This window comes from Paraburkholderia sp. GAS334, assembly GCF_050436625.1.
Taxonomy (GTDB): domain Bacteria; phylum Pseudomonadota; class Gammaproteobacteria; order Burkholderiales; family Burkholderiaceae; genus Paraburkholderia.
The window spans coordinates 208060-231881 of record NZ_JBNDMO010000008.1; the positions used below are offsets into that span (position 1 = coordinate 208060).

23 protein-coding genes are annotated in these 23822 nt (G+C 63.4%); 12 read left to right on the top strand and 11 right to left on the bottom strand.

Annotated elements, in window-relative coordinates:
- Positions 1-2391: a cellulose biosynthesis cyclic di-GMP-binding regulatory protein BcsB gene (gene bcsB / locus P3T21_RS17080; RefSeq protein WP_429257104.1), complete on the bottom strand. Its 2391-nt coding sequence runs from the start codon at positions 2389-2391 to the stop codon at positions 1-3.
- A gap of 392 nt (positions 2392-2783) precedes the next feature.
- On the opposite strand from bcsB, the gene P3T21_RS17085 reads away from it, so the two are divergent.
- The 3 genes from P3T21_RS17085 to P3T21_RS17095 all read left to right on the top strand — a co-directional run bounded on the left by P3T21_RS17085 (position 2784) and on the right by P3T21_RS17095 (position 4261).
- Positions 2784-3197, top strand: a complete 414-nt coding sequence (locus P3T21_RS17085) for a diacylglycerol kinase (protein ID WP_429257105.1) — start codon at positions 2784-2786, stop codon at positions 3195-3197.
- Positions 3198-3432: 235 nt separating this feature from the next.
- On the top strand, positions 3433-3594 hold the full coding sequence (locus P3T21_RS17090) for a DUF1328 family protein (RefSeq protein WP_429257106.1): 162 nt from the start codon (positions 3433-3435) through the stop codon (positions 3592-3594).
- 280 nt (positions 3595-3874) lie between these two features.
- On the top strand, positions 3875-4261 hold the full coding sequence (locus tag P3T21_RS17095) for an SgcJ/EcaC family oxidoreductase (RefSeq protein ID WP_429257107.1): 387 nt from the start codon (positions 3875-3877) through the stop codon (positions 4259-4261).
- A 107-nt stretch (positions 4262-4368) separates the two neighbouring features.
- On the opposite strand, the gene mctP is transcribed toward P3T21_RS17095, so the two are convergent.
- Positions 4369-5862 carry a monocarboxylate uptake permease MctP gene (gene mctP / locus P3T21_RS17100; RefSeq protein ID WP_429257108.1) on the bottom strand — a complete coding sequence of 498 codons (1494 nt, stop codon included), beginning with the start codon at positions 5860-5862 and terminating at the stop codon, positions 4369-4371.
- On the bottom strand, positions 5859-6056 hold the full coding sequence (locus P3T21_RS17105) for a DUF3311 domain-containing protein (RefSeq protein WP_429257109.1): 198 nt from the start codon (positions 6054-6056) through the stop codon (positions 5859-5861). Before P3T21_RS17105 ends, mctP begins: the two co-directional genes overlap by 4 nt.
- Positions 6057-6548: 492 nt before the next feature.
- Between P3T21_RS17105 and P3T21_RS17110 the strand changes: the two genes are divergently transcribed.
- The 3 genes from P3T21_RS17110 to P3T21_RS17120 are packed head-to-tail and all read left to right on the top strand — an operon-like array spanning position 6549 to position 9930.
- Complete coding sequence (locus P3T21_RS17110; RefSeq protein WP_429257110.1) at positions 6549-6953, top strand: heme-binding protein; 405 nt, start codon at positions 6549-6551, stop codon at positions 6951-6953.
- Positions 6954-6991: 38 nt separating this feature from the next.
- A complete protein-coding gene (locus P3T21_RS17115) occupies positions 6992-9169 on the top strand; it encodes a malate synthase G (RefSeq protein ID WP_429257111.1) in 2178 nt (725 codons plus the stop codon).
- A gap of 23 nt (positions 9170-9192) precedes the next feature.
- Complete coding sequence (locus tag P3T21_RS17120; protein WP_429257112.1) at positions 9193-9930, top strand: SDR family oxidoreductase; 738 nt, start codon at positions 9193-9195, stop codon at positions 9928-9930.
- 121 nt (positions 9931-10051) lie between these two features.
- On the opposite strand, the gene P3T21_RS17125 is transcribed toward P3T21_RS17120, so the two are convergent.
- The 3 genes from P3T21_RS17125 to P3T21_RS17135 form a co-directional block, all read right to left on the bottom strand.
- Entirely contained in the window at positions 10052-10360 is a 309-nt protein-coding gene (locus P3T21_RS17125) for a hypothetical protein (protein WP_429257113.1), read from the bottom strand.
- Positions 10361-10435: 75 nt separating this feature from the next.
- Positions 10436-10816, bottom strand: a complete 381-nt coding sequence (locus P3T21_RS17130) for a DUF5594 family protein (protein WP_429257114.1) — start codon at positions 10814-10816, stop codon at positions 10436-10438.
- Positions 10817-10862: 46 nt separating this feature from the next.
- Entirely contained in the window at positions 10863-11255 is a 393-nt protein-coding gene (locus P3T21_RS17135; protein WP_429257115.1) for a hypothetical protein, read from the bottom strand.
- A 201-nt stretch (positions 11256-11456) separates the two neighbouring features.
- On the opposite strand from P3T21_RS17135, the gene P3T21_RS17140 reads away from it, so the two are divergent.
- Together P3T21_RS17140 and P3T21_RS17145 are read left to right on the top strand one after the other, a co-directional pair.
- Positions 11457-12359, top strand: coding sequence for a LysR family transcriptional regulator (locus P3T21_RS17140; RefSeq protein WP_429257116.1), 903 nt, complete (start codon positions 11457-11459; stop codon positions 12357-12359).
- 217 nt (positions 12360-12576) lie between these two features.
- Positions 12577-14670, top strand: coding sequence for a pyridoxamine 5'-phosphate oxidase family protein (locus P3T21_RS17145; RefSeq protein WP_429257117.1), 2094 nt, complete (start codon positions 12577-12579; stop codon positions 14668-14670).
- Positions 14671-14941: 271 nt separating this feature from the next.
- Here P3T21_RS17145 and P3T21_RS17150 read toward each other — a convergent pair whose 3' ends face one another.
- From P3T21_RS17150 to P3T21_RS17160, 3 genes are read right to left on the bottom strand one after another with little or no spacing between them, the layout of a single operon-like run.
- On the bottom strand, positions 14942-15379 hold the full coding sequence (locus P3T21_RS17150) for a nuclear transport factor 2 family protein (RefSeq protein ID WP_429257118.1): 438 nt from the start codon (positions 15377-15379) through the stop codon (positions 14942-14944).
- Between the two features lie 15 nt (positions 15380-15394).
- Complete coding sequence (locus P3T21_RS17155; protein WP_429257119.1) at positions 15395-15781, bottom strand: c-type cytochrome; 387 nt, start codon at positions 15779-15781, stop codon at positions 15395-15397.
- Positions 15782-15797: 16 nt separating this feature from the next.
- Positions 15798-17534 carry an FAD-dependent oxidoreductase gene (locus P3T21_RS17160; protein WP_429257120.1) on the bottom strand — a complete coding sequence of 579 codons (1737 nt, stop codon included), beginning with the start codon at positions 17532-17534 and terminating at the stop codon, positions 15798-15800.
- Positions 17535-17934: 400 nt separating this feature from the next.
- On the opposite strand from P3T21_RS17160, the gene P3T21_RS17165 reads away from it, so the two are divergent.
- Both P3T21_RS17165 and P3T21_RS17170 read left to right on the top strand, forming a co-directional pair.
- Positions 17935-18792, top strand: a complete 858-nt coding sequence (locus P3T21_RS17165; RefSeq protein ID WP_429257121.1) for a helix-turn-helix transcriptional regulator — start codon at positions 17935-17937, stop codon at positions 18790-18792.
- Positions 18789-19646, top strand: a complete 858-nt coding sequence (locus P3T21_RS17170; protein ID WP_429257122.1) for a 3-keto-5-aminohexanoate cleavage protein — start codon at positions 18789-18791, stop codon at positions 19644-19646. The genes P3T21_RS17165 and P3T21_RS17170 overlap by 4 nt, the downstream gene beginning before the upstream one ends.
- Positions 19647-19809: 163 nt before the next feature.
- Here the strand turns inward: P3T21_RS17170 and ahpF are convergent, their stop codons facing one another.
- Entirely contained in the window at positions 19810-21405 is a 1596-nt protein-coding gene (gene ahpF / locus P3T21_RS17175) for an alkyl hydroperoxide reductase subunit F (protein WP_429257123.1), read from the bottom strand.
- A 156-nt stretch (positions 21406-21561) separates the two neighbouring features.
- Positions 21562-22125, bottom strand: a complete 564-nt coding sequence (ahpC, locus tag P3T21_RS17180) for an alkyl hydroperoxide reductase subunit C (protein WP_429257124.1) — start codon at positions 22123-22125, stop codon at positions 21562-21564.
- A 258-nt stretch (positions 22126-22383) separates the two neighbouring features.
- Between ahpC and P3T21_RS17185 the strand changes: the two genes are divergently transcribed.
- The gene (locus P3T21_RS17185) at positions 22384-22806 is read left to right on the top strand and encodes a cupin domain-containing protein (RefSeq protein ID WP_429257125.1); all 423 of its coding nucleotides are present in this window, start codon (positions 22384-22386) and stop codon (positions 22804-22806) included.
- Positions 22807-22825: 19 nt separating this feature from the next.
- The gene (locus tag P3T21_RS17190; RefSeq protein ID WP_429257227.1) at positions 22826-23788 is read left to right on the top strand and encodes an aldo/keto reductase; all 963 of its coding nucleotides are present in this window, start codon (positions 22826-22828) and stop codon (positions 23786-23788) included.
- Positions 23789-23822 lie beyond the last annotated feature (34 nt).

The window sequence follows — 23822 nt, forward strand, 5'->3', positions numbered from 1 at the left end:
TCAGATCCCCCGACGGCGTGCGGCAAGCTCCTGCAATGCAGTGAACGCGCCGATCGCGAGCAACAGGCCGGCGAGCGTGCCGAGCACCCCGAGCAGCACTGGATGCTGGATTGCCTTGCTCCAGATGCGCGCATACCACGGCACATAGCCGACGAGATACGATTCGCCCACGCGCATGCTCTCGACTTCGCCGTGCCGCACGAGCGCGACATCGCCCTGCACCTGCGAGACGAGGTCCGCCTTTTCCAGTATGTCCAGCACGTCAGCAAGCTGGTGACGATCCGTCGACGCCAGCGCAACCACGCTGCGCCCCTTGCTGCCAGGCATCTGGAAGCCGAGCAGCGCGGCGAGCGGCCCGCTTTCGTCGAGCCGCGCACTGCCGTCGGTCAACTGGGTGCCGTTGCGCCAACGCTCCTTGACCGAAAACGAAGCGTGCGTGATGCCGTCGGCCGCGCCGATCGTCAGCGGCAACGCGTGACGCCAGCCGTCGAGTACCGGTGATGTCGCCGCGCCGCCGATCATGAGCAAATCCCTGTCTGCGAACTGCGGCACTTCGGACGGACGCGCGATCTGCACGCGCAACGCCGGGAAGCCGGTCCACTGTCCCATGTGGCCCATCATCGTCAGCATCGCTTCGAGTTCCTCGGGCGACGGATGGTCGGAGATCACGACCGCGGTCTGGGCAAGGTCGGCGTAACGCGTAAACGGAAAGCCGCTGTTCGCGAAGTACGCGAGATTCGGCATCTGCGCGTAATGGACAAAATTCGAAAAGTCGATCGTCGAATCCGGATCGACCGCGGCCTGTGCGGGGTTCGACGCGACGGCTGCGCACAATCCGGTCTTCTGTGAATCGAGATTGAAGCGCAGTTGCAACTGGTTCGAACTGCCGACGCGGAACGCGGGAATATCGAGCGCGTTGCTCGAACGGCTGCCTGTGCCGGACAGGAGCGGTAACTGGAGGCGGCCATGTGCGTCTTCGGCGCCCGCAGGCTGCAGACGGTATGACTTCACCAGTTGTTCGTTGATCTCGACGGCGAGCGCCGAATTGTTCGCGACCGTCGGCGCGGTATACCGGTAACGCAGGTTGAGCGGCACGCCTGCCCCGCTCCACGAATACAGATCGGCGGGCACGCGCAGGTTCACGCGGATCGCGTCAGGCGAACCGCCGCTCACCTGCAGCTGGTTCGGATTGTCGACGAGTTCCTTGAAAGCGACCGGACGGTCCACCGGTATCCAGCGCGGCGCGTCGTAGGGCTTGCGCGGCACGCCGATATCGACGTGCGTGACCTGCGCCGATGAGCCGGACATCGCAGCCTTGCCGAGCACGAGCGCGTAGGCCGCGTCGTCGACTTCGGCGCCGGTGCGGCCGGTCACGATCAGCAGCTTGCGATCCGCCGACGCCGGATTGTCCGCGACGATCAACATCGGCCCGGTCACAGGCGGCAACTCCAGGCTCGCCGGCAGATGCAGCTGCTCGATCTGCGCGATCGTACCGACGACCACAGCCTGATCGTCCGCCGGTAGCGTCGACATCGCGGGGAACCGCGCCTGCCGGTAGTCCGCAAGCGATCCGAACCACGATGCCAGCACGCTGGCGCTTTTCAGCGTAGCGTTGTCGGGCGTTGCGGACATGACGAACGGCAGGCGCAGCCGGCTCACATCGCGCCGGTCGAAGAACGGCGCGGGCAGCAATGCGAGATCGTTGGGCAACCGGATCGGCGCGGTGTCGAGGATGAATTCGCTGGTCGGGCTGACGTCGGCCCACAGTGCCGAACTGCCCGGGTCTTCACAGTGATCGAGCGTGTAATGCGCGATCAGGCGCAGGTCGAACTGGTTGTAGTCGGTGAAGAAACGCGGATCGAGCGGCACGTCCTGCGTGACCATCTGTCCGGCGTGATCGGCGGCGAACGGCACGGTCGCGACGACTTCGTTGTTGATCGACACCTTGATGTGCGAGACCGGAAACACCAGCGCCGGTGAGTAGGTGTAGCGAAGGCGCAGCCGCGCGCCCGTCACGATCCGGTCGAGCCGCACGCCGACGTTGACCGTGCGCGCATCTTCGAGACCGCGCAGGTTCAGCGGCAGATACGCGCCGAGCGCGGAGAACGGGACATGGACAGTGGACGGGCGGCCGAGGCCCGTCGCGGAGGCGTCGCTGGCAGCCGCAGCGGGCGCGGCCACGGGCGCGTTGCCAGCGAGGGCGGCAGCGGCTGGGGCGAGAGTCGCGCGTGCCGCGGCAACCGGAGCCGAAGCTGGCTTTGCCGACAAGGCAGCGCCGGCAGCGGATCGCTCAGCACCTTGTGCCGCAAGCGAAGCAACCGGCAACGCGGCTGCGTAGAGGACGCCGGCTGTGGCCGCCAGCGAGAGACAAAACGATACGACAGGTTTCATTTGCGGATCAGCTCGTGAACACTGGCCGTCCATTCCGTCGCTGCCAGTGGCATCTTCGCGAATCCGGCCCGCCGCATTTCACTGCGGTAACACTGGAGAAAACAGATGACGACGCGGTCGCGCACGCAACCCCTGTACGGGTTTACGGCCGTCTACGGAAATCTTTGAGCGATGGGATGCCTGTAGCGACAAGGCTTCGATACAAGGCTTTGAGGAAAACTGGCGCGCGACGTCTTGTGTTGCTCAGCCGCGGGGCGGACTGCTCTCTTTTTTGCGTTTTTTTGTTTGATCGCGCCGGTCGTCCCGCGTAATCGCGGACGAACGATAGCACGTTTCTGTGACTTTTTGTAACCATTCGGGCATGCTGTGCCCATCTCGACGATCGAACGCCCATGAGCCATTCCACCGAGTCCCCTCCCGCCGTGCCACCCAGGCGCACCGGTCCTTTGCGCGCCCTGTTCGCCTTGCGCCATTCCTGGAACGGCATCGTCGCGACGTTGCGCGTCGAAAGCGCCTTCCGGCAGGAAGTCGCGCTGGCGGCGATCCTGCTGCCCGCTGCGCTCTTCGTGCCGGTCAGTCCCGTCGGGCGCGTGCTGCTGATCGTCTCGGTGCTGCTGGTGCTGCTCGTGGAACTGCTGAATTCGGGTATCGAGGCCGCCATCGACCGTATCTCGCTCGACCGGCACGAACTCTCGGGGCGCGCAAAGGATTGCGGGAGCGCCGCCGTCATGATTGCCCTGCTGATCTGCGCCGTGACGTGGGGCGTGCTGTGCGGCCCGCTCGTGCTGCGATGGATCCGTGCGTGAATATCAGGCACCGGATCGGGCGCGGTGACGTACGCGCGCCCCACTGCTGGATGCACGCGGCGAATCTGTCGATGACAGCCGCTGCCTGTAGTTGCCGGTAGGTGCCTGTCGAGGCGCATTCGGAGACTGGGCACAGGTGTTGCTGTTTCCCATGCGGCGCCGGCCTCATCGGCCTGCGAGACGACGCCGTCCAACGACTTTAATCAATCCGGCAATTCAACGGTGGGAGGCCCTCATGCTTCGTTATGCTGCCATTTTCTTCATCATCGCCATCATCGCCGCCGTCTTCGGTTTCGGCGGGATCGCCGCTGGCGCGGCTGAAATCGCAAAGGTCCTGTTCTTCATCTTCATCGTGATCTTCCTTGTGACCCTGTTGATGAGCGTCATCAGGCGATAAAGACGCCTCGAGGTCCCCTGGGTCGCCCCGCAGCGAACCACTCATGACGGCGGATCGCGTCACTGCGCCTGCAGTGACGAGCGATCCGCCCTGTTTGCATCTGTTTTTATGGAGCGGTTTGATCATCGCCGGTTTGCCTCCCGGTCGCTGACCAGAAGGCCTCTTCGCTGTTGCAAGAATTGCCCGCTGGCTTGCAAGAATTGCCGCGCCCGCGGTGGATTGCCAATACGACACCGGGCCAGACCCGCTGTAACGCCTCTTCCACTTGAGGAACCCTGACATGAGCGACGACGAACGCGCTATCCGCACACTGATTGACGCGTGGATGTCCGCCAGCAAAAACGGCGACACGGCGACCGTGCTGAGCCTGATGACCGACGACGTGGTTTTCATGGCACCGGGGCAGGAGCCCTTCGGTAAAGAAGCCTTCGCGGCGATGTCCGAAGGGATGAAGAACGTTGGGATCGAAGGCACGGCGAACATCGAGGAGCTTCAGGTCCAGGGCAACTGGGCCTTCGTGCGCAACCATCTGGACATGACGATCAGACCGCCCGGCAACGCGGCGCCTGTTCATCGCGCCGGCTACACGCTGACGATCCTGCGCAAGGAAGCCGACGGTCGATGGCTGCTTGCGCGAGATGCGAATCTTCTGACCGTGAAGAACTGAAGCTGCGCGCGGAAAACAGAAAAGCCGGCACATAGCCGGCTTTTCCGCAAAACGGGGGTGGCCATCAAAGGCCGCCCCTGAACATCCAGCACTAACCGCTCACCACCCTACCCGCGTGCAACCGCACCCGCCTGCGCGCGCTTCGGCGAAATCGCCGACACAACAAACGTGATGATGATATTCGCCACCAGCGCGATCAGGCCGATATACAGCGGCCACGTCGCGCCGCCGATATGCAGCGGATACACCGGCTTCAGCCCCTGCGCGATTGCAAGGCTGGTGCCAGTCACGAGACCCACCGCCCAGCCGGCGAGCAGCCCTGCCGTCGACATGCGTCGCGTATAAAGCGTGAACACGATTGCCGGGAAGATCTGCAGAATCCACACGCCGCCAAGCAGTTGAAGATCGATTGCGTACTGCGTCGGCAGGAACACGATAAAGAGCAGCGCGCCGAACTTCACGACGAGCGAAACAACCTTCGCCGTCGAGGCTTCCTTCTCCGGCGTGATGTTCGGGTTCACCACCGGACGCCACAGGTTACGCGTGAACAGGTTCGCCGCGCCGATCGACATGATCGCCGCCGGCACCAGCGCGCTGATCGCAATCGCCGCCGCGGCAAAGCCCACGAACCACGACGGGAAGATCGTGCCGAACAGCGCCGGCACGACATCCGACGCCGACTTCACGTGAATGCCCGCTGCAATCGCCATATAACCGAGCAGCGCGATCAGACCCAGCAGCAGCGTGTACGCCGGCAGGAAAATCGCGTTCTTGCGCACCGTCTTCGCCGACGACGAGGACAGCACCGCCGTCATCGTGTGCGGATACATGAACGCGGCCAGTGCCGAACCGAGCGCAAGCGACGCATACGCGGTGAATTGCGACGGCTTCAGGATAATGCCGGTCGCGCCGCCCTTCGCCTGAAAGAACTTGTCGGCCGAATCGAACACCGCGCCGTAGCCGCCGAGCTTGGCCGGAATCAGCCACACCGCCGCGATCACGACGATGTAGATCATGATGTCCTTGACGAACGCGATCATCGCCGGCGCCCGCAAGCCGCTCGAATACGTGTACACCGCGAGGATCACGAACGCGACGATCAGCGGCAGTTCACCGTCCACGCCAAGTCCCTTGATCACCACCTGCATGCCGACGAGCTGCAGCGCGATATACGGCATCGTGGCCACGATACCGGTCAGCGCAACGGCCGCCGGCAGCAGCTTGCCGCCGTATTCGCCGTGCACGTAGTCGGCCGCGGTGATGTGATTTTTCGCTTTCGCGATCTGCCAGAGCTTCGGCATCACGGCGAACACGAACGGATACACGATGATCGTGTAAGGCAGCGCGAAAAAGCCATACGCGCCGACCGAATACACGAGCGCGGGCACCGCGATCACGGTGTACGCGGTGTAGAAGTCACCCCCCACGAGGAACCACGAAATCACCGTGCCGAACTGCCGCCCCCCCAGACCCCACTCGTGCAACTGTGTCAGGTCGCCCCGCTTCCAGCGCGCCGCGACGAAGCCCAGCACCGTGACCAGCGCGAAGAACGCGATGAACACGCCCATCGCCACGCCATCGATTGGTTTCACATCATTCATTTGAAGCTCCTGTAGACGACGTACAGCAGGAGCGACGTCACCGGCACCCACAGCAGCTGATACCAGTAAAAGAATGGAAAACCGAGGAGCGATGGTCGGACATCGTTATAGAACGGCAGCCAGAGCAGCGCAATGTAGGGGATCACAAGGAGAACCTTGGTCCAGGATCGACTTGTTTGGTCGGATGAGGTCATGGTCGTTATGTTGTAAAACTGAAAGGAACTTCCAGGCGCGACGGAACGAAACCGCCGCTGCACGCCGCTTGTGACGCCGTGTCGCGAGGAAATGGATATGAAGGTTCCTGCGCGGCGGGATGTCTTCCGGTCCCGACGCCGGGGAATTATCGGCGAATCTCGTCGGGTTTGCTCGGAGGCCGGCATGGCCCGGTCGCACAACGGGTCGCACGCACGATGCAAACCCGTGGCCGTCAGCCTTCGCCTCGCGCGCCGCGACCCGCGCGCCCGCGGGTGCGCCGATGCACGCGCCGCAAGCCGCATTTCTGGTTTCTGGACGACGCCCGCATGACGCTGCACACTCATGGCTGATGCGTCCGCCGCTTTTCGCCCTTCCACCTCCGCGCCAGCCCGCGCCCCCGGAAGGTGCACCCGATGCGCATGGACGCACACGTATGTCACTGGATCGGCCCTCTACATCAACGCTTCCCTCTCTCAAGGAAAATATCGATCATGCTGAGCAAACCCATGCTGGGCGTCGTTGAAGCGACACAGATCCTCGATGCGGCGCGCGTAGAGGCCGAGAAGAACCAGTGGGCGGTCGCGATCGCGGTCGTCGACGATGGCGGCCATCCGCTCGCGCTGCTGCGCCTCGACGGCTGCGCGCCGATCGGCGCGTACATCGCCACCGACAAGGCCCGCACCGCCGCGCTCGGTCGTCGTGAATCGAAGCAGTACGAGGACATGATCAACGGCGGACGCACCGCTTTCCTCAGCGCACCGCTTTCCGGTACGCTCGAAGGCGGCGTGCCGGTGGTGGTCGACGGTCAGGTGATCGGCGCCGTCGGCGTGTCGGGCGTGAAGGCGGACCAGGATGCCCAGGTGGCGCGTGCCGGCGCACACAGTATCAACGCTTGAACGGGCGAGAGGCCCAATACAGACAGACGGAGCAGTTCATGACCCAGATGACCGACCAAGGCGGGCTGCGCATTGCAGCCACACTCAAGAATTTTATCGACAGCGAGGCGCTTCCCGGCACCGGCGTCGATAACACCCAGTTCTGGGCAGGTTTCGATGCACTCGTGCACGACCTTGCACCGAAAAACCGCGCGCTGCTCGCCGAACGCGACCGCCTGCAGACCGAACTCGATAACTGGCATCGCGCGAATCCGGGCCCGGTCCGCGATCTGGCCGCGTATCGCACGTTCCTCGAAGGCATCGGCTACATCGTGCCCGCGCCCGCAGCATTCAAGGCGACCACGAGCAACGTCGACAGCGAGATTTCCACGCAGGCCGGTCCGCAACTCGTTGTGCCGCTGTCGAACCAGCGCTATGCGCTCAACGCCGCGAACGCGCGCTGGGGCAGCCTGTATGACGCGCTCTATGGCACGGATGCGATTCCGGAAACCGATGGCGCCGAAAAGCAGAAGACGTTCAATCCCGCGCGCGGCGCACGTGTGATTGCCTTTGCACGCGCGTTTCTGGATGAGGCCGCACCGCTCGCAAGCGGCTCGCATGAGGATGCAACGCGTTACAGCGTCGAAGGGAATGAACTCGTCGTCACGCTGAAGAACGGCGCGACCGCGCTCAAGACACCGGCGCAATTCATCGGCTTTCAGGGCGAGGCGAATGCGCCTTCGGCCGTGCTGCTGAAGCACAACGGCCTGCACTTCGAAATCCAGATCGACGCCACGCATCCGATCGGCAAGACCGACGCGGCGCATGTCAAAGACGTGCTGATGGAAGCTGCGGTGAGCACGATCATCGATTGCGAAGATTCGGTTGCCGCCGTCGACGCCGATGACAAGGTCCAGCTGTATCGCAACTGGATCGGCCTGATGAAGGGCACGCTCACCGAGGAAGTCACGAAGAACGGCAAGACGTTCACGCGCAGCCTGAACGCCGACCGCGAATACCGCAAGACCGATGGTTCGACGTTCAAGCTGCACGGCCGCTCGCTGCTGTTCGTGCGCAACGTCGGGCATCTGATGACGAACCCGGCCATCACCGATCGCGACGGCCGTGAAATTCCCGAGGGCATTCTCGATGCCGTCGTCACGACGCTCTGCGCGATCCACGATCTGCAGAACAAGCTGAATTCGCGCACCGGCTCGATCTATATCGTGAAGCCGAAGATGCACGGTCCGGCGGAAGTCGCGTTTGCCGCCGAACTGTTTGCGCGCGTCGAGCAGCTGCTCGGCCTGCCGCATAACACGATCAAGATGGGCATCATGGACGAAGAGCGCCGCACGAGCGTGAACCTGCTGGCGTGTATCGCTGCAGCCGCTGAGCGTGTCGCGTTCATCAACACGGGCTTCCTCGATCGCACCGGCGACGAAATGCATTCGGCGATGGAAGCCGGCGCCATGATGCGCAAGGGCGACATGAAGTCGTCGAGCTGGATCACGGCGTATGAACGCAATAACGTGCTCGCAGGTCTTGACGCTGGCCTGCGTGGCCGCGCGCAGATCGGCAAGGGCATGTGGGCGATGCCCGATCTGATGCACGCGATGCTCGAACAGAAGATCGCGCATCCGAAGGCCGGCGCGAATACCGCGTGGGTGCCCTCGCCGACCGCCGCCACGCTGCACGCGCTGCACTATCACAAGGTCGACGTAGAAGCCGTTCAGCAGGAGATGGAACGCACCGCCTACGCCGCCGCGCGCGACGCACTGCTCGAAGGCCTGCTGACGATTCCGGTCGTCGAAAAGGCGCAGTGGCCGGATGACGAGATCCGCAGCGAAGTCGAAAACAACGCGCAGGGCATTCTCGGTTACGTCGTGCGCTGGGTCGATCAGGGCGTCGGGTGTTCGAAGGTGCCGGACATTCATGATGTCGGTCTGATGGAAGATCGCGCGACGCTGCGCATTTCCAGCCAGCACATCGCGAACTGGCTGCGTCACGGTGTGGTGACGCGCGAACTCGTGCAGGAAACCCTGCAGCGGATGGCGAAGGTCGTCGACCAGCAAAACGCTGGCGATCCGCACTATCAGCCGATGGCGCCGGACTTCGATCGATCGCTGGCATTCAAGGCCGCGTGCGCGCTCGTCTTCGAAGGGCGCGAGCAGCCGAATGGTTACACCGAACCGCTGCTGCACAAGTTCCGTCTCGAAGCGAAGAAGGCTCACGCATGACGGCATCGGCAACGAAGTCCGGGATGTCTGCGACCCGCGCCATCGTCACAGGCCACACGCGTGGCCTCGGCGATGCGCTCGCGGCGGAACTGCTCAGCCGCGGCATCGACGTGCTGGGCGTCTCGCGCTCGCTGAACCCTTCGCTCGCACAACGCTTTCCTGAAGCGCTCACGCAGGTCGAACTCGATCTTGCCGACACCGCGCGTGTCGGCGCATGGATCGCGGGCGATGGGTTGCGCAGCTTTGTTGCAGGTGCGGATCGCGTCGTGCTGGTCAACAATGCGGGCATGGTGCAGCCGATCGGTCCGCTCGAAGGACAGGATGCTGCCGCGATTGCGAGCGCGGTGAGCCTGAATGTGGCGACGCCGCTGATGATGGCAAGCGCGGTCGCAGCGGCTGCCACGGACGCGACCGATCGCCGGATCGTGCATGTCTCGAGCGGCGCGGCGCGCAATGCGTATGCGGGCTGGAGTATCTATTGCGCGACCAAGGCGGCGCTCGATCATCATGCGCGCGCCGTCGCGCTCGATGAGAACCGTGCACTGCGCATCTGCAGTCTCGCGCCGGGCGTCGTCGATACGGGTATGCAGGCGGAAATCCGCGACGTGGATACGGAGAAGTTTCCGTTGCGCGGCAAGTTCGAAGACCTCAAGCGCAACGGACAGCTCGCGTCGCCGGAAGCTTCGGCGGCGAAACTGGTCGACTACATATTGAGCGAGGCGTTCGGGCAGGAACCGACCGCCGACATCCGCGCGCTTTAATCAGCTCGACGAGCGGTTCGACGGGCGGCTAAACAGGCGGTTGGCAACGATCCAGTGCAGGATGGGCCATCGCGGACGCCCAACGCCGGCGATGGCCAGCCAGATCGTCAAACCGGAAGGATCAGACCCGCGGCAGATCGTCGATCGATTTTTCGACATGGCCGCCAGGGATGTCAGTATCGATGCCGTCATGGCCGTCCGTGTGCGAGACGGTCTTGATCTTCGGCCCGAGCAACCGCATGCCGCCGAGCGTGTAGAGCGACCAGACGAGGTTGCCCGCGCGGATCGCACTGACGACTTCGTCCAGCTCCACGATCTCATGCTGTGACAGCCATTCGTTCGTTTTCGGGTTGATGAGCGCCCAGCGCACATGCGTGACGCGGTCGTTAGCAGGGTTGATGCGTACGGCATCAACAGCGTACGTAGCCATAGCCACCTCCATCGTCCTGACCACGAAATCGTAGCATGACGGCCACGCCGCCGGGCTGCGCGAAACATCCGGCCGTCACGCATCGAAATCGAGGCCGCCAATCAGTATGGACGGTTCTGCCTGCGAGCGTGACCCGAAATCGATCGCGCGTCCACCCTGCCAGTTTCCGAGTTTGCACGACAAGGCGTCGAGATAGCGCGCAAAACGGGCTTCGCCGTCCGGTTCCAGCAGCCCCTGAATGGCGTCGCTATCCCACGTCAACGAGATATTCAACGGATACGTATAACCGTGGCCGGCCGAAAGCAGGTCGGCGGTGATACGCACCCGCGTCGGATGCCGCGCGCCGCCGTATGGAATCACTTCGAGGTGTACGCGTTCACTGAAAAAACGCGCGAGTGCGGCGGTGATGCGTGGCACGAATTCGCGTTCGAAGCGCGCCGCTGTCTCCTGGTTCATATGCGTTCACTCATGGCGTCAGGCAGGCAGTGTCGTTCATCGGGACTCAGGGCGCAACGTGCTTCGCCCAGTCGAGCCAGCCGAGGTTGAGCGCCGCATTGACGACGACACCGAGCAGCGACGCGAGCGCCGCGATCATCGTCCAGAACGCGGACCAGCGCGCGACCGTCGCAGAACGCTGCGACGCCTCGGCCGCCGAATGAGACGCCCGCGCGGATTCGCGCGCCGCTTCGCTCGAATGTTCGGACGCGCTCAGTGAGCGGAACGACAGTTCGCGCTGCTCGCTGTCTTTTGCCTGCTGTTGCGCCTCGATTTTCCGGTACATCCATTCGCGGGCCCAGTCGCGCGATTCGGGGCTCGCCGCGGCAGATTCGATATGCGCACGGGCGGCGGGCGCGCCTTCGGCGTCCCACTGCTTCCATAAGTCGTCTTTCGTCACGACGGCCCTCCGGCGTTGCGCGATGGTCGGGAAATCGTAGCATGACGTTTTTGCTGCACCGCCACGATGGCGCCGGGTTGCCGCAATCGCTCCGCTGGAAGCCGTGGCTCGCGGATCTGGCACCGCCTGCGATATCCTTTGCGAAATTCAAATCGGGCGCCCTGCCAACCCTTTCCTTCGCCGCGCTGCCACAGGAACCCTATGGACCGTCTGCAAGCCATGACTGCCTTTCTGACCGTGCTGGACACCGGTGGCTTCGCGTCGGCGGCCCGCAAGCTGAAGGTGTCGCCTTCCGTGGTGACGCGCATGGTGGGCGAACTCGAGGACGCGATGGGCGTGCGCCTCCTGACCCGCACGACGCGCATGGTGCGCGTGACCGACACCGGCGCCGATTACGCCGACCGTTGCCGGCGCATTCTTGCCGACATCGAGGAAGCCGAGCAGTCGGCCACCAGCATGCACGGCACTACGCGCGGCCTGCTGTCGATCACATCGTCGATGCTGTTCGGCAAGATCTACGTGACGCCCATCGTCACCGAATATCTCAGCCGTTATCAGGAGGTCGATATCAGCTGCTGGTTTCTCGACCGCATCGTGAATATCGTCGACGAAGGTATCGACGTAGCGATCCGGCTTGGCGAACTGCCGGATTCGTCGATGCAGGCGGTGCGTGTGGGGCAGGTTCGCCGCGTCGTGTGTGCGTCGCCGGCGTATCTGGCGCAGCACGGCGTGCCGCAGCATCCCGACGAGCTGGCCAGGCGCGCGATCGTATCGGCGAGCGGCCTGTCGGCTCTTTCAGAATGGCGTTTTGGCGCCGACGAGCGCCGGCAGTCGGTGCGCGTCAAACCACGCATGACCACGACGACCAACGATTCGGCGATCGGCGCTGTCGTCGCCGGTCTCGGGCTGACGCAGCTGCTTTCGTATCAGGTCGCGCAGCAACTGCGCGAAGGCACGCTCCAGATCGTGCTGGAGGACTTCGAGCCGCCGCCGCTGCCGATCCACGTCATGCATCGCGAAGGACGGCACGTCACGCGCAAGGTCCGGACTTTTCTCGACCTGGCGATCGAAACGCTGCGGGCGGATCGCTCGCTAAACACGTAGGCGCGCCGACCGTTTCCTCCGCCCCACTGCCCGCAGCGCCAGCGCCAGCGGGGCTGCGCACACTCTTCTCGTTTTGCGAATAATCAATTCTCCGCGCGACGGATTCAAACCCGCGGTCACGCCGCCTAGACTGCAATCGCTACCAGACACGTTCGACACATCCAGCATGGGCGCGGCGCGCGCCCATGCAACGCCCACCTTGCCGGGACCCGACATCATGACTGAAACAGCCCAGACGCAGCATCGCTCGCCGTGGCACGCCGGTGAGCTTGCGATCCAGCGCAAGGTCGGTGTCGACAAACGGATGGACGATGTCGGCCGACGTGTTCTGCGCAACTTTCTGCCGGAGCAGCATCGCGCGTTCTATCCGCTCCTGCCGTTCGTCGTGCTCGGTGCGGTCGATCCCGCGGGAGACGTCTGGGCGACATTGCGTGCCGGCAAGCCGGGCTTCATGCATTCGCCTGACGAAGGCAGTCTGCGCGTCGGCAGCGCCCGCGACGCGATGGACCCGGCCGATAGCGGCATGGAGGACGGCAACGCCATCGCGCTGCTCGGCATCGACCTCGCGACACGGCGACGTAACCGTCTGAACGGCACGGTGCAGCGTGACAATGCGGCTGCGTTCGATCTGCTCGTCGGCCAGAGTTTTGGCAACTGTCCGCAGTACATCACGCTGCGCGATTACGAGTTCGCGCGTGACGCAGGCGTCCCGGCTGCCGTCGCGCCTGATTACGCCGATGGCCTCGATGACCGCGCCCGCGCCCTGATTCGCGGCGCCGATTCGTTCTTCGTCGCCTCGTATGTCGATCGCGATGAAGACGGCGTGAAGCAACGGCAGGTCGACGTGTCGCATCGCGGCGGCAGGGCGGGTTTCGTGCGCATCGGCGACGACGGCGTGCTGACGATTCCTGATTTCGCCGGCAATCTGTTCTTCAACACGCTCGGCAATTTTCTGGTCAATCCGAAGGCGGGACTCGTCTTTGCCGACTTCGAAACCGGCGACCTGCTGCAACTGACGGGCGATGCCGAAGTCATGCTCGACTCGCCGGAAATCGCCGCATTTCAGGGCGCCGAACGCCTGTGGCGCTTCACGACGCGGCGCGCGGTGTTTCGCAGCGGCGCGCTGCCGGTGCGCTGGAAAAAGCGTCGCGACGGCGCTTCGTCGAATTCGCTGTTGACGGGCAACTGGGACGAAGCCGCGAGCCGTCTGAAGGCCGCATCGCTCGCCGATGCGTGGCGGCCGATGAAGATCGCGCGCATCGTCGACGAAAGTACGACGATCCGTTCGTTTCATCTGGAACCGGCGGATGGCTCGGGGCTGGTGCCGCACGTAGCGGGTCAACATCTGCCGGTACGCGTGACGCTGCCAGGTGAAACAACGCCCGCTCGGCGCACCTATACGCTTTCGGTTGCGCCTTCCGATGGCATCTATCGCATCAGCGTGAAGCGCGAGGGACGCGTGTCGTCCCATCTGCACGACGCGCTTTCTATCGGCGACGTCATCGAAGCACGCGCCCCCGCCGGCAGGTTCACGATCGACGCCGCCGAACGGCGGCCGGCCGTGCTGCTTGCGGCGGGCGTCGGTATTACGCCGATGCTCGCGATGCTGCGGCAGATCGTCTACGAAGGCATCCGCACGCGACGCATCCGGACGACGTACCTGTTTTATGCCACACGCTCAAAAGCCGAACGCGCATTCGAGCGCGAGATCGCAGCGCTCGAACACGCTGCCAACGGCGCGGTTCGCGTGATCCGCGTGCTAAGCCAGACCGGCGATGCGGTCGAAACACAGGATTACGACGAAGCCGGCCGCATCGACATGGCGATGTTGAGCCGCACGCTTGGGTTCAACGACTACGACTTTTACCTGTGCGGACCATCGCCGTTCATGCAGGCTGTGTATGACGGCTTGCGCGGATTGAACGTTGCGGATGCACGCGTTCATGCGGAAGCGTTCGGGCCCGCTTCGCTACTGCGCAAGCCCGATGCGGGTGCGCCGGTTGCACCCGCGACGCGGCCGGCTCAGGTCGTCGTGCCGGTCGCGTTCATGAAGTCGGGCAAGGAAGCGCGCTGGACACCTGAATCGGGGACGTTGCTGGAACTAGCGGAAGCGCGTGGTCTCGCGCCGGAATTCAGCTGCCGTGTCGGCAGTTGCGGAACGTGCGCGACGCGCATTCTGGAAGGTGCGGTCGCGTACCCCGTGACGCCGTCCGCGGAAGTGGCCAGCGATGAAGCGCTGATCTGCTGTGCCGTGCCCGCAGCGGCCGAATCCGGGTCAGGTGAACCGGTTCGTCTTCAACTCGATCTTTGACCCGGGGCGCTGGCAGACGGGTTGCGGTGAACGAAGCACTCAAGGCTGTCTGACCGCTCCCCTGTTCGTCGCCGCCCGAAGGTGGGCGCTTGCCCAGGTAGACAGTTAGTTGCCTTTTCGTGCGGGAGCCGACAACCCGGAAAACACGCCAACCGTCGTTAGCCCGCGCGACGAGGTACGGACGTCAATCTCGTGTACCTCGCCGCACCGGGCGAAAACACAGCCTTCAACCCAGCCGCCAGACAACGAAGCGCGTCGGTATTTGTAGCGCCTACTGCCCGCCCGCAAGCCACGGATATCGTCCTGTGTCGGCGTCTTCGTAATCCGGGTCGAGGTATATAAAGCAGCGCTGGATTCTGAAATCGCGGATTTCGAACACGTCGCACCAGCGACCTGCGTGCGTGACGCCCGCGCGCCAGTCGACGCCGCCTTTGCTCGTTCCGCAGCTGGTGCCTTCGACGACCACGGTATCCCCTTGCTGGATCACGTTCAGATAGGCAAGGTCGTGTTTGAATTTCGCTACGATCGCGCCCAGGTCCATAAACAGTTTTTCGAACGCCGCCCTGCCCGTGGCGATTCCCCACTTCGGGAAGAACACCTCGGCATGATCGTCGAACAGATCGAACACGGATTGCCCGCGGTCGAGTCTGCGCAGGTATTCGAGTGCGATTGCCTTGCGTTGCTCGTCTGTCATCGTCCTGATTTCCATGATTACCTCACCCGGTTAATGCAATGTACGCAGATAAGCAATGATCTTCGTGCGTCTTGCTTCGTCGCCTTCAAAATAAGTCATCGCGTTGCCCGGCGCGACCGCCTGCGTGTCCGTGAGCCACTGGTCCAGTAGCCTGTCGTCCCACACCCTGCCCGCTGCAGCAGCTTTCATCTCTGCCGAATACTTGAAGCCGGGCACCGCTGCGAACGGCCTGCCGATGATCCCGAACAGGTTGGGTCCCTGGCCGTTCGGCTCGCCCTGACCGAACGTATGGCACACGGCGCAGTTGTTCGTCGTCAGTGTTTTGCCCAGCGCGATCTCGTCTTGTGAACGCGCGGTGACCGTGGCGAGCGAAAGGCATGCCGCCAGCGCAATTGGCATGATTTGAATATGACGCATGGTTCGTCTCCCGTCGTTACGTCGATGCAGATTCGGTATGGGCGGTGTTGGCGGCCCGGTACGCGAATGCGAGGATCGGGCCCAGGGTGCCGCCGCCAGCCCAATAGGCGCGCGCTGAGGCCGACGCGACGCAGTTGCCGATCCCGTAGAGCCCCTTGATCGGTATGCCGCCGACGTCCAGCACCTGCCCGTTCGAATTGGTCTTCGGCCCCCCTTTGGTATCGAGATTGCCGGCGACGATCAGCGCCGCGTAGTACGGTCCTTTCGCGCTGATGGGCCACATCGTTTCGTTTCCCTGATTCGCCTTCTTTTTGACCGGGCCGTTGAAAAGCTTCTCGACGACGCGTTCGCCGCGGTGAAAGTCCCTATCTTTGCCGGCCTGCGCAAAGCCGTTGAATCGCTTGAGCGTTACCTGCAGGTTTTCGACGAAGGCGTCGCTCAGGTCCAGCCCGCCGAGCGCGCCCCGGTACTTGGCGAGTCGCTCACGAATCGCCGTGGCAAGCTCCGCCAGTGTGTTGCCGCGGATCACGTGACGATCGTTCGAGCCGGGTGGCACGATCAGGCTGCCGTAGTCGTCGCTCGCGCAGTTGTCCTGCGCCTGCTGGTCCCAGATCGAAATCAGCGCAAGGTTCGGGTACTCGCCCTTTGCACCATCCCATTCGGAAAAGGTCGCGCAGACCTCGTTGTACGCGAGCTTTTCGTTGACCACGCGTTTGCCATGCCTGTTCACATAGATCATCGAATCGCCCGTCGGCGTGAAGATGCCTGACAGCGAACCGTCCTTCGCGATTGCCTTCTCGAGCGAGATCGGCGCCATCCACGAATAGTTCATGTTGCGCAACTGCACGTCGAGCGCGCTGGAGATGCGCACGAAGTCGCCCTCGTTGGTCGGCGCCGCACAGCCGCCGTACACTGCGCCGTGCAGAAAGTTCTTTCGCAGTTCAGGATCGTGCGTAAAGCCGCCGGTCGCGAAGACAACGGCCTTCTTCGCCCGGGCACGAAACGTCGTACCCTCTTCCGTCAATGCCTCGACACCGATGACGGCGCCCGCGCTGTTCAGCAGCACCTTCTGGACGCGATAGCCGGTGCGGATCTCAACGCCGTCCCGTCTCGCTGCGGTACTCATCGTCCGGATCGCGACGCGGCCGCCGTCGGACATGCTCGGCAGCCCGTCTTTCGGAAACAGCACACGGCCGCGCGGCGCCTTGTCCTCCGGCAGTTCGGCCCAGTAGTCGGGGACCGCAGCCTCGTGGCGATACGGCAGCGCGCCCTTGCTCGCGAGCAGTTCCGCTGCCGGCGACGCGCTGTCGTAAATGGCCTCGCACATCTCATACTCCCAGTCCGAGAGGCCCAGCTTCGGTAGCGACGGGTCGTACTGTTCCGGCCGCGACAGCCGCGCGACATACCTGAGGAAGTCCGGCTTCGGGTCGGCGATGCCGGCGCGCTTCATCGCCTCGTTGTTCGGCACCCAGTACCAGAAAGCAGCCTTCGCCGCGGTACCGCCGACGCTGCCCGCCTTCTCAAGGATCGCGACGCGGTTGCCGAGCCAGCGTGAAAAGAGTGCACAAGGCAGGCCGCCGCCGCCTCCGCCGCACACGACGACGTCGTATTCGGCATCGAACCTGAGGTTGCCCGCGGCGCTGGCAGGCAGCGTGACGGCGCCGAATGCCGCCGCTACCGTGCCAGCGCCCGCGGCCTTGATGAAGGTGCGGCGCGAGTGGGCGCGTTGTTCTGAGCGGTTGTCCTGGGTCATGATTGTCTCCGGGGATCTGTTTTGCGGCGATCGATCGTGCATCGCTCGCGTGAGCGCGGGATCTTGTCCGCCGCTATGGCCTTGCAGCGCAGACTAGCCGTGTGCCACGGGCCGGTCTTTCAGATTTCGGGGATTTCAGATTCCTGCCACAACGAATGAAGCGGCTGTGCGCGGGCGTGACCGGCGGCGCGCGTCACGGTGCCCGCAGGCCCGCTGGGGCGGCCATGTAGGTGTTTCTACTATCGTTGCTTTGGCGTACGCCGCGTTCGCGAATTCCGACCCTCGGCTGGTTTGCCGCCGACCCGCGCGCCCGCGGTCTCTCATATACTTCAAGCGAGCGGCATCATCGGACATCGTCCCGGCAGATCGAGGACAGGCGGCTCAATCGCAGGAGACAACGATGAGTCACAACGCACACCAGGCAGACCGCCGCGGGATGGAGCAATTCGGCATGGTCGCCAGCGCACCGGGCCTCGACTATTGCGTCTCGGGCGCGCAACCCTATTCGCTCGAGTTCGAGCATTCGTCCGACGTGATCTGCCTCGTCCTTGGCGAGATCGTCTCGCAGACCCAATACGATGACGGTCCAGCGAACCCGCTCACCTTCCGTTCGGAAACCGCAGCGTTTCATCCCCGATATAGCCGCATGCGCATCGACGCCGAAACCGTCCGGCATGGGTTCATCGCGTTCAGTTACTCCGACGAATTCCAGCGCGGCATCTCGGACAAGGACGTCGGCGCGCTGCGTTGCGCGGGAAGCCGCGAGAACATCGGTGGGGACGGCATCAAGCATCTGGTCCGCTATGCACGCGGACGGGCACTACCCGCCGGCGGCGTTAGCCCTTGGGAAATGCAATGCCTCGCAACGCTTACCTATCTCGAGGCGACCCGCCATCTGAAGGGCCCGGGTGGGCAACGCAAGCTCAAGATGTCGGATGCGGAGTTCGAGCGACTCAACGAATACCTCTCCGAGAACCTCGAGTGCAGCGTGACGTGCGCGGATATTGCGGCAGCGCTCGGTCTGCCGGTGCGTGTCGTGTTCGACGGAGTAAAGGCGCGAACCGGCTATTCGCTGTATCGGCTTGTTCTGGAACGGCGCATCAGCCTCGCGCAGCGGCTGCTGCGTGACACCAGTCTTTCGATTTGCGACGTGGCGGTTTCCTGTGGATTTTCATCGCAGCAACACATGACGGCGCTGTTCTCTGAACGGCTGGGCATGACGCCGCTGCGCGTCCGGAAAGCGAGGTATCAATCATGACCACACCCTGCATTATTTCTGTCGCTATCACCGGTTCGCTGCCGCGCAAGAAAGACAATCAGGCCGTGCCAGTCAGCGTGGCCGAACAGATCGAGTCCACCCAGGCCGCCTTCGAAGCCGGCGCGACGCTCGTGCATCTGCACGTGCGCAACGACGACGAGACGCCGACCTCCGATCCGGAGCGATTCGCGCGCGTACTCGAAGGCATCCGCAAACACGCGCCGGGGATCATTACGCAGGTATCCACGGGCGGCCGCTCGGGAGCGGGCCATGAACGCGGCGGGATGCTGTCGCTGCGCCCGGACATGGCGTCTCTCGCAACCGGCTCGGTCAATTTCCCCACGCGCGTCTACGAAAATTCGCCCGACCTGATCGACTGGCTCGCGGCAGAGATGAAGACGTACGGCATCAAGCCGGAGATCGAGGCGTTCGACCTGTCGATGATTTTTCAGGCAGTTTCGATGCAGCAAGCCGGCAAGATCGTCGGCCCGTTGCACCTGCAATTTGTGATGGGCATCAAGAACGCCATGCCTGTGGATCGCGACGTGTTCGAGTTCTATGTGCGCACGCTACACCGGCTCGCGCCTGATGCCACCTGGACCGGCGCGGGCATTGGACGCGATCAGCTCACGCTCGTGCGCTGGTCGCTCGAACTCGGCGGGCACTGCCGGACGGGTCTCGAGGACAATGTGCGGCTCGACAAACATACACTCGCACCATCCAATGCTGCGCTTGTGCAGCAGGTCGCTGAACTTTTACCGGAACATGGGCGCACCGTCGCGACCGTAGCGCAGGCTCGCGCGCTGTTAGGGCTGGCTGCGCATCAGGCATCCGCTGCCTCGGGCGCCAGGTGAGAGGGACGCTCGCCGGTTTCGCTCGCGTCAACGTCCGCGCGGCCGCATGAAGGTGTATGCCATGAAAAAAGGCGTCTGACATGCAATGGTTGTTCACCACCGCATGTCAGACGCCCTGGTTACGGCACGCCGAAGCCCGCCGCGTTCTTCATATGCTTCGCGATCAATCGACGAGCGCGGCCTCTTCGCCTTGCACCACCACTTCATCGTCGACCGTGTTGCGGATCAGATGGTCGAACGCGCCGAGCGATGCCTTCGCGCCCTCGCCGACCGCGATCACGATCTGCTTGAACGGCACGGTCGTCACATCGCCGGCGGCGAATACGCCCGGCACCGATGTTGCACCCTTCGCGTCCACCACGATCTCGCCGTGCTTCGACAGTTCGACTGTGCCCTTCAGCCATTCCGTATTCGGCACGAGGCCGATCTGCACGAAGACGCCTTCGAGTTCGACGCGCGCCGGTTCGCCCGAACGCAGATCCTTATAGACGAGGCCGTTGACCTTCTTGCCGTCGCCCGTGATTTCGATGGTGTGTGCCTGCGTCACGATCGTGACGTTGGCGAGGCTGCGCAGCTTGCGTTGCAGCACTTCGTCGGCGCGCAGCTGCGTGCCGAATTCGATCAGCGTGACTTCACGCACGATGCCAGCCAGATCGATCGCCGCTTCGACGCCCGAATTGCCGCCGCCGATCACGGCCACGCGCTTGCCCTTGAAGAGCGGACCATCGCAGTGCGGGCAGTACGCCACGCCATGATTGCGATATTCGCGCTCGCCCGGCACGTTGATTTCGCGCCAGCGCGCGCCGGTGGCCAGCACGATCGTCTTCGCTTTCAACACCGCGCCGTTCGCCAGACGCACCTCGTGAATGCGTCCCGGAACGAGCGCTTCGGCACGCTGTACGTCCATGATGTCGACTTCGTAGCTTTTCACGTGCTGTTCGAGCGCGGTCGCGAATTGCGGTCCTTCCGTTTCCTTCACCGACACAAAATTTTCGATCGCGAGCGTGTCGAGCACCTGACCGCCAAAGCGCTCCGCGACGACGCCCGTCACGATGCCCTTACGCGCCGAGTAGATCGCGGCCGCCGCGCCCGCCGGGCCACCGCCGACGATCAGCGTGTCGAATACCGGCTTCTTTTCCAGTTCTTTCGCCGCGCGTGCGCCTGCGCCGCTATCGAGCTTCGCGAGGATTTCCTTCACGCCGCTGCGGCCCTGACCAAACACTTCGCCGTTCATGAACATCGTCGGCACGGCCATGATCTGGCGCGCTTCGACTTCGTTCTGGAACAGCGCGCCGTCGATCGCGACGTGACGGATGCGCGGATTGATCAGCGCCATCACGTTCAGCGCCTGCACGACTTCCGGGCAGTTCTGGCATGACAGCGAGAAATAGGTTTCGAATTGATAGTCGCCATCGAGATTGCGGATCTGCTCGATCACGGGTTCATCGAGCTTCACCGGATGGCCGCCAACCTGAAGCAGCGCCAGCACCAGCGACGTGAACTCATGACCCATCGGAATGCCGGCAAAGCGGATGCCAGTGTCCTTGCCCGGTTCGCCGATCGAAAACGACGGCTTGCGTTCAGCATCGCCGCGACGTTCGATCACCGTGACGCGAGCCGACAGCGCAGCGATGTCGCTCAGCAACGCAATCAGTTCCTGCGACCTGGCGCTGTCGTCGAGCGAGGCAATGATCTCGATCGGCCGGCTGACCTTTTCGAGGTACGTTTTCAACTGGGTCTTGAGATTGGCGTCGAGCATGGTTCTACGAATTCCGTGACAGGAGTGGCTGGCGGTGTCCGCTTGCGCGGAGCAAGGCGAAGATGGGCGGGCCGCTTCGTAACACAGCGCGAAGCGGCCCGCGCAGGCACGCACCGTTCATTGAACGGCGCGTGCTGCGTTACAACACAGGCGGCCTTAGATCTTGCCGATCAGGTCGAGCGACGGGGTCAGCGTTTCAGCGCCCGGCGTCCATTTGGCCGGGCAGACTTCACCCGGATGCGCCGCGATGTATTGCGCGGCCTGCACCTTGCGCAGCAGTTCGCCTGCGTCGCGGCCGATGCCGTTGTCATGGATTTCGCACAGCTTGATCTCGCCTTCGGGGTTGATCACGAACGTGCCGCGCAGCGCCATGCCTTCTTCTTCGATCAGCACGTCGAAGTTGCGCGAGATAGCCAGCGTCGGGTCAGCGATCATCGGATAGTTGATCTTTTCGATCGTGTCCGACGTGTCGTGCCATGCCTTGTGCGTGAAGTGCGTATCGGTCGACACGCTGTAGATTTCGACGCCGAGCTTCTGGAATTCGGCGTAACGATCGGCCAGATCGCCCAGTTCGGTCGGGCACACAAACGTGAAGTCAGCCGGGTAGAACACGACGACGGACCACTTGCCCTTGAACGTTTCTTCCGTGACGGGGACGAAATCGCCCTTGTGATATGCGGTTGCCTTAAACGGTTTGACCTGGCTGTTGATGATCGGCATTGTTGCGTCCTCTTTTTTGCGTGGTGGAGAAAGTGAGGTGATTATGTCGGGAGCCACTACATAGTTAAAATTGATTGTTTATATGTGAATGATTTGCATTTGCTATCGCACGAGGCAAACCGGCGGCGGGCGTAGAATTTCCTGCTGGAGCGTGCCTTCGGCTTCGGTTTCGGCCTGGGTTCGGTGCGCTCTAACCGGCCATTCGGCGCTACACAGGCTCTAAACGCGCCGCCCACTCTGCTTTTAGCAGGAGCACCCATGAGCGACGCCTTACAGGGCACGGACACCCAACAGTCCGTCGTCAAGGTTCGGCCCGACCGGGAAATTGCAACCCGGCAGCGGCTTCCCTACTTCGTCGGCCTGTCGGCCCAGTCCGCCGGCACGCGTGGACTATCGATGTATCTCATCGTCGTGCCGCCGGGCGGCCATGCGGAACCGCACGCGCATCGCGGTTACGAGACGGGCATTTATGTGCTGGAAGGAAGCGTCGAGACGCGCTACGGCCCTGGATTGCGCGAATCCGTGGTCACGGAAGCCGGCGACTTCCTGTTCATCCCGCCGGGCGTGCCACATCAACCGTTCAATCTAAGCGACACGACGCCTGCAAAAGCGATCGTCGCGCGCACGCTCGCGGACGAAAGCGAGCAGGTCGTCCCCTACGATCCGGCTGACGATGCCTGAGCGCGGCCGCGCGTTTGTGATGTCGCCACTCAGGAAAGCCGGTACACGCGATGATCGACGAGCATTTCTGCGCGCGGCGGCGGGTGGAACGCTGGCGCTTGGCCTGTCGCCCTTCCCGGCCGCTCTCGCATTGGCGCAAACCCCGGTCACGCCGCAAACCATGAACAGGCGCGCGATCCCGGGCACTGGCGAACAGCTGGCCGTCGTGGGATGCGGCACGTGGCGCACCTTCGACGTGGGCGACGATGCCGCCGCGCAGGCAAAGCTCGCCGACGTGCTGCGCGTGCTGTTCGATGCGGGCGGCTCGGTGATCGATTCGTCGCCGATGTACGGCTCTTCCGAAGCCGTGACGGGCGCGCTGTTGACGCGGATGTCCGCGCATCACAAGGCGTTTGTCGCGACCAAGGTCTGGACGACGGGTCGCGAAGCGGGCATCAAACAGATGGAAGAATCGATGCGGCTGCTCCAGCAGCCGCGTATCGACCTCATGCAGATTCACAATCTGGTCGACTGGCAAACGCAGCTCGCGACGCTGCGTGACTGGAAAGCGCGTGGCCGGATCCGCTATATCGGCATCACGCACTACACGTCGAGCGCGTTCGACCAGGTCGAAGCCATCATGCGCGCCGAGCAAATCGACTTCGTGCAGATCGATTATTCCGCCGACGATCGCGAGGCTGAACAGCGACTCCTGCCGCTCGCGGCTGAACGTGGCATCGGTGTGGTGATCAACCAGCCTTTTGGTGGCGGCAGTCTTTTCGCGCGTCTGCGAAACCGTCCTCTGCCAGGATGGGCACAGGAGATCGGTTGTACTTCGTGGGCACAGGTGCTGCTCAAGTTCGTGCTGGCGAATCCGGCGGTCACCTGCGTGATTCCGGGCACGGGCCGCCCGGAATACATGATCGACAACGTGCACGCCGGGCTCGGTCACTATCCGGACGACGCGCTACGCAAACAGATCGTCGCCGCCGTAGCGGCGTGACGTTAGCGATCGCGTCGGCGCAGGTGAGCGTGCC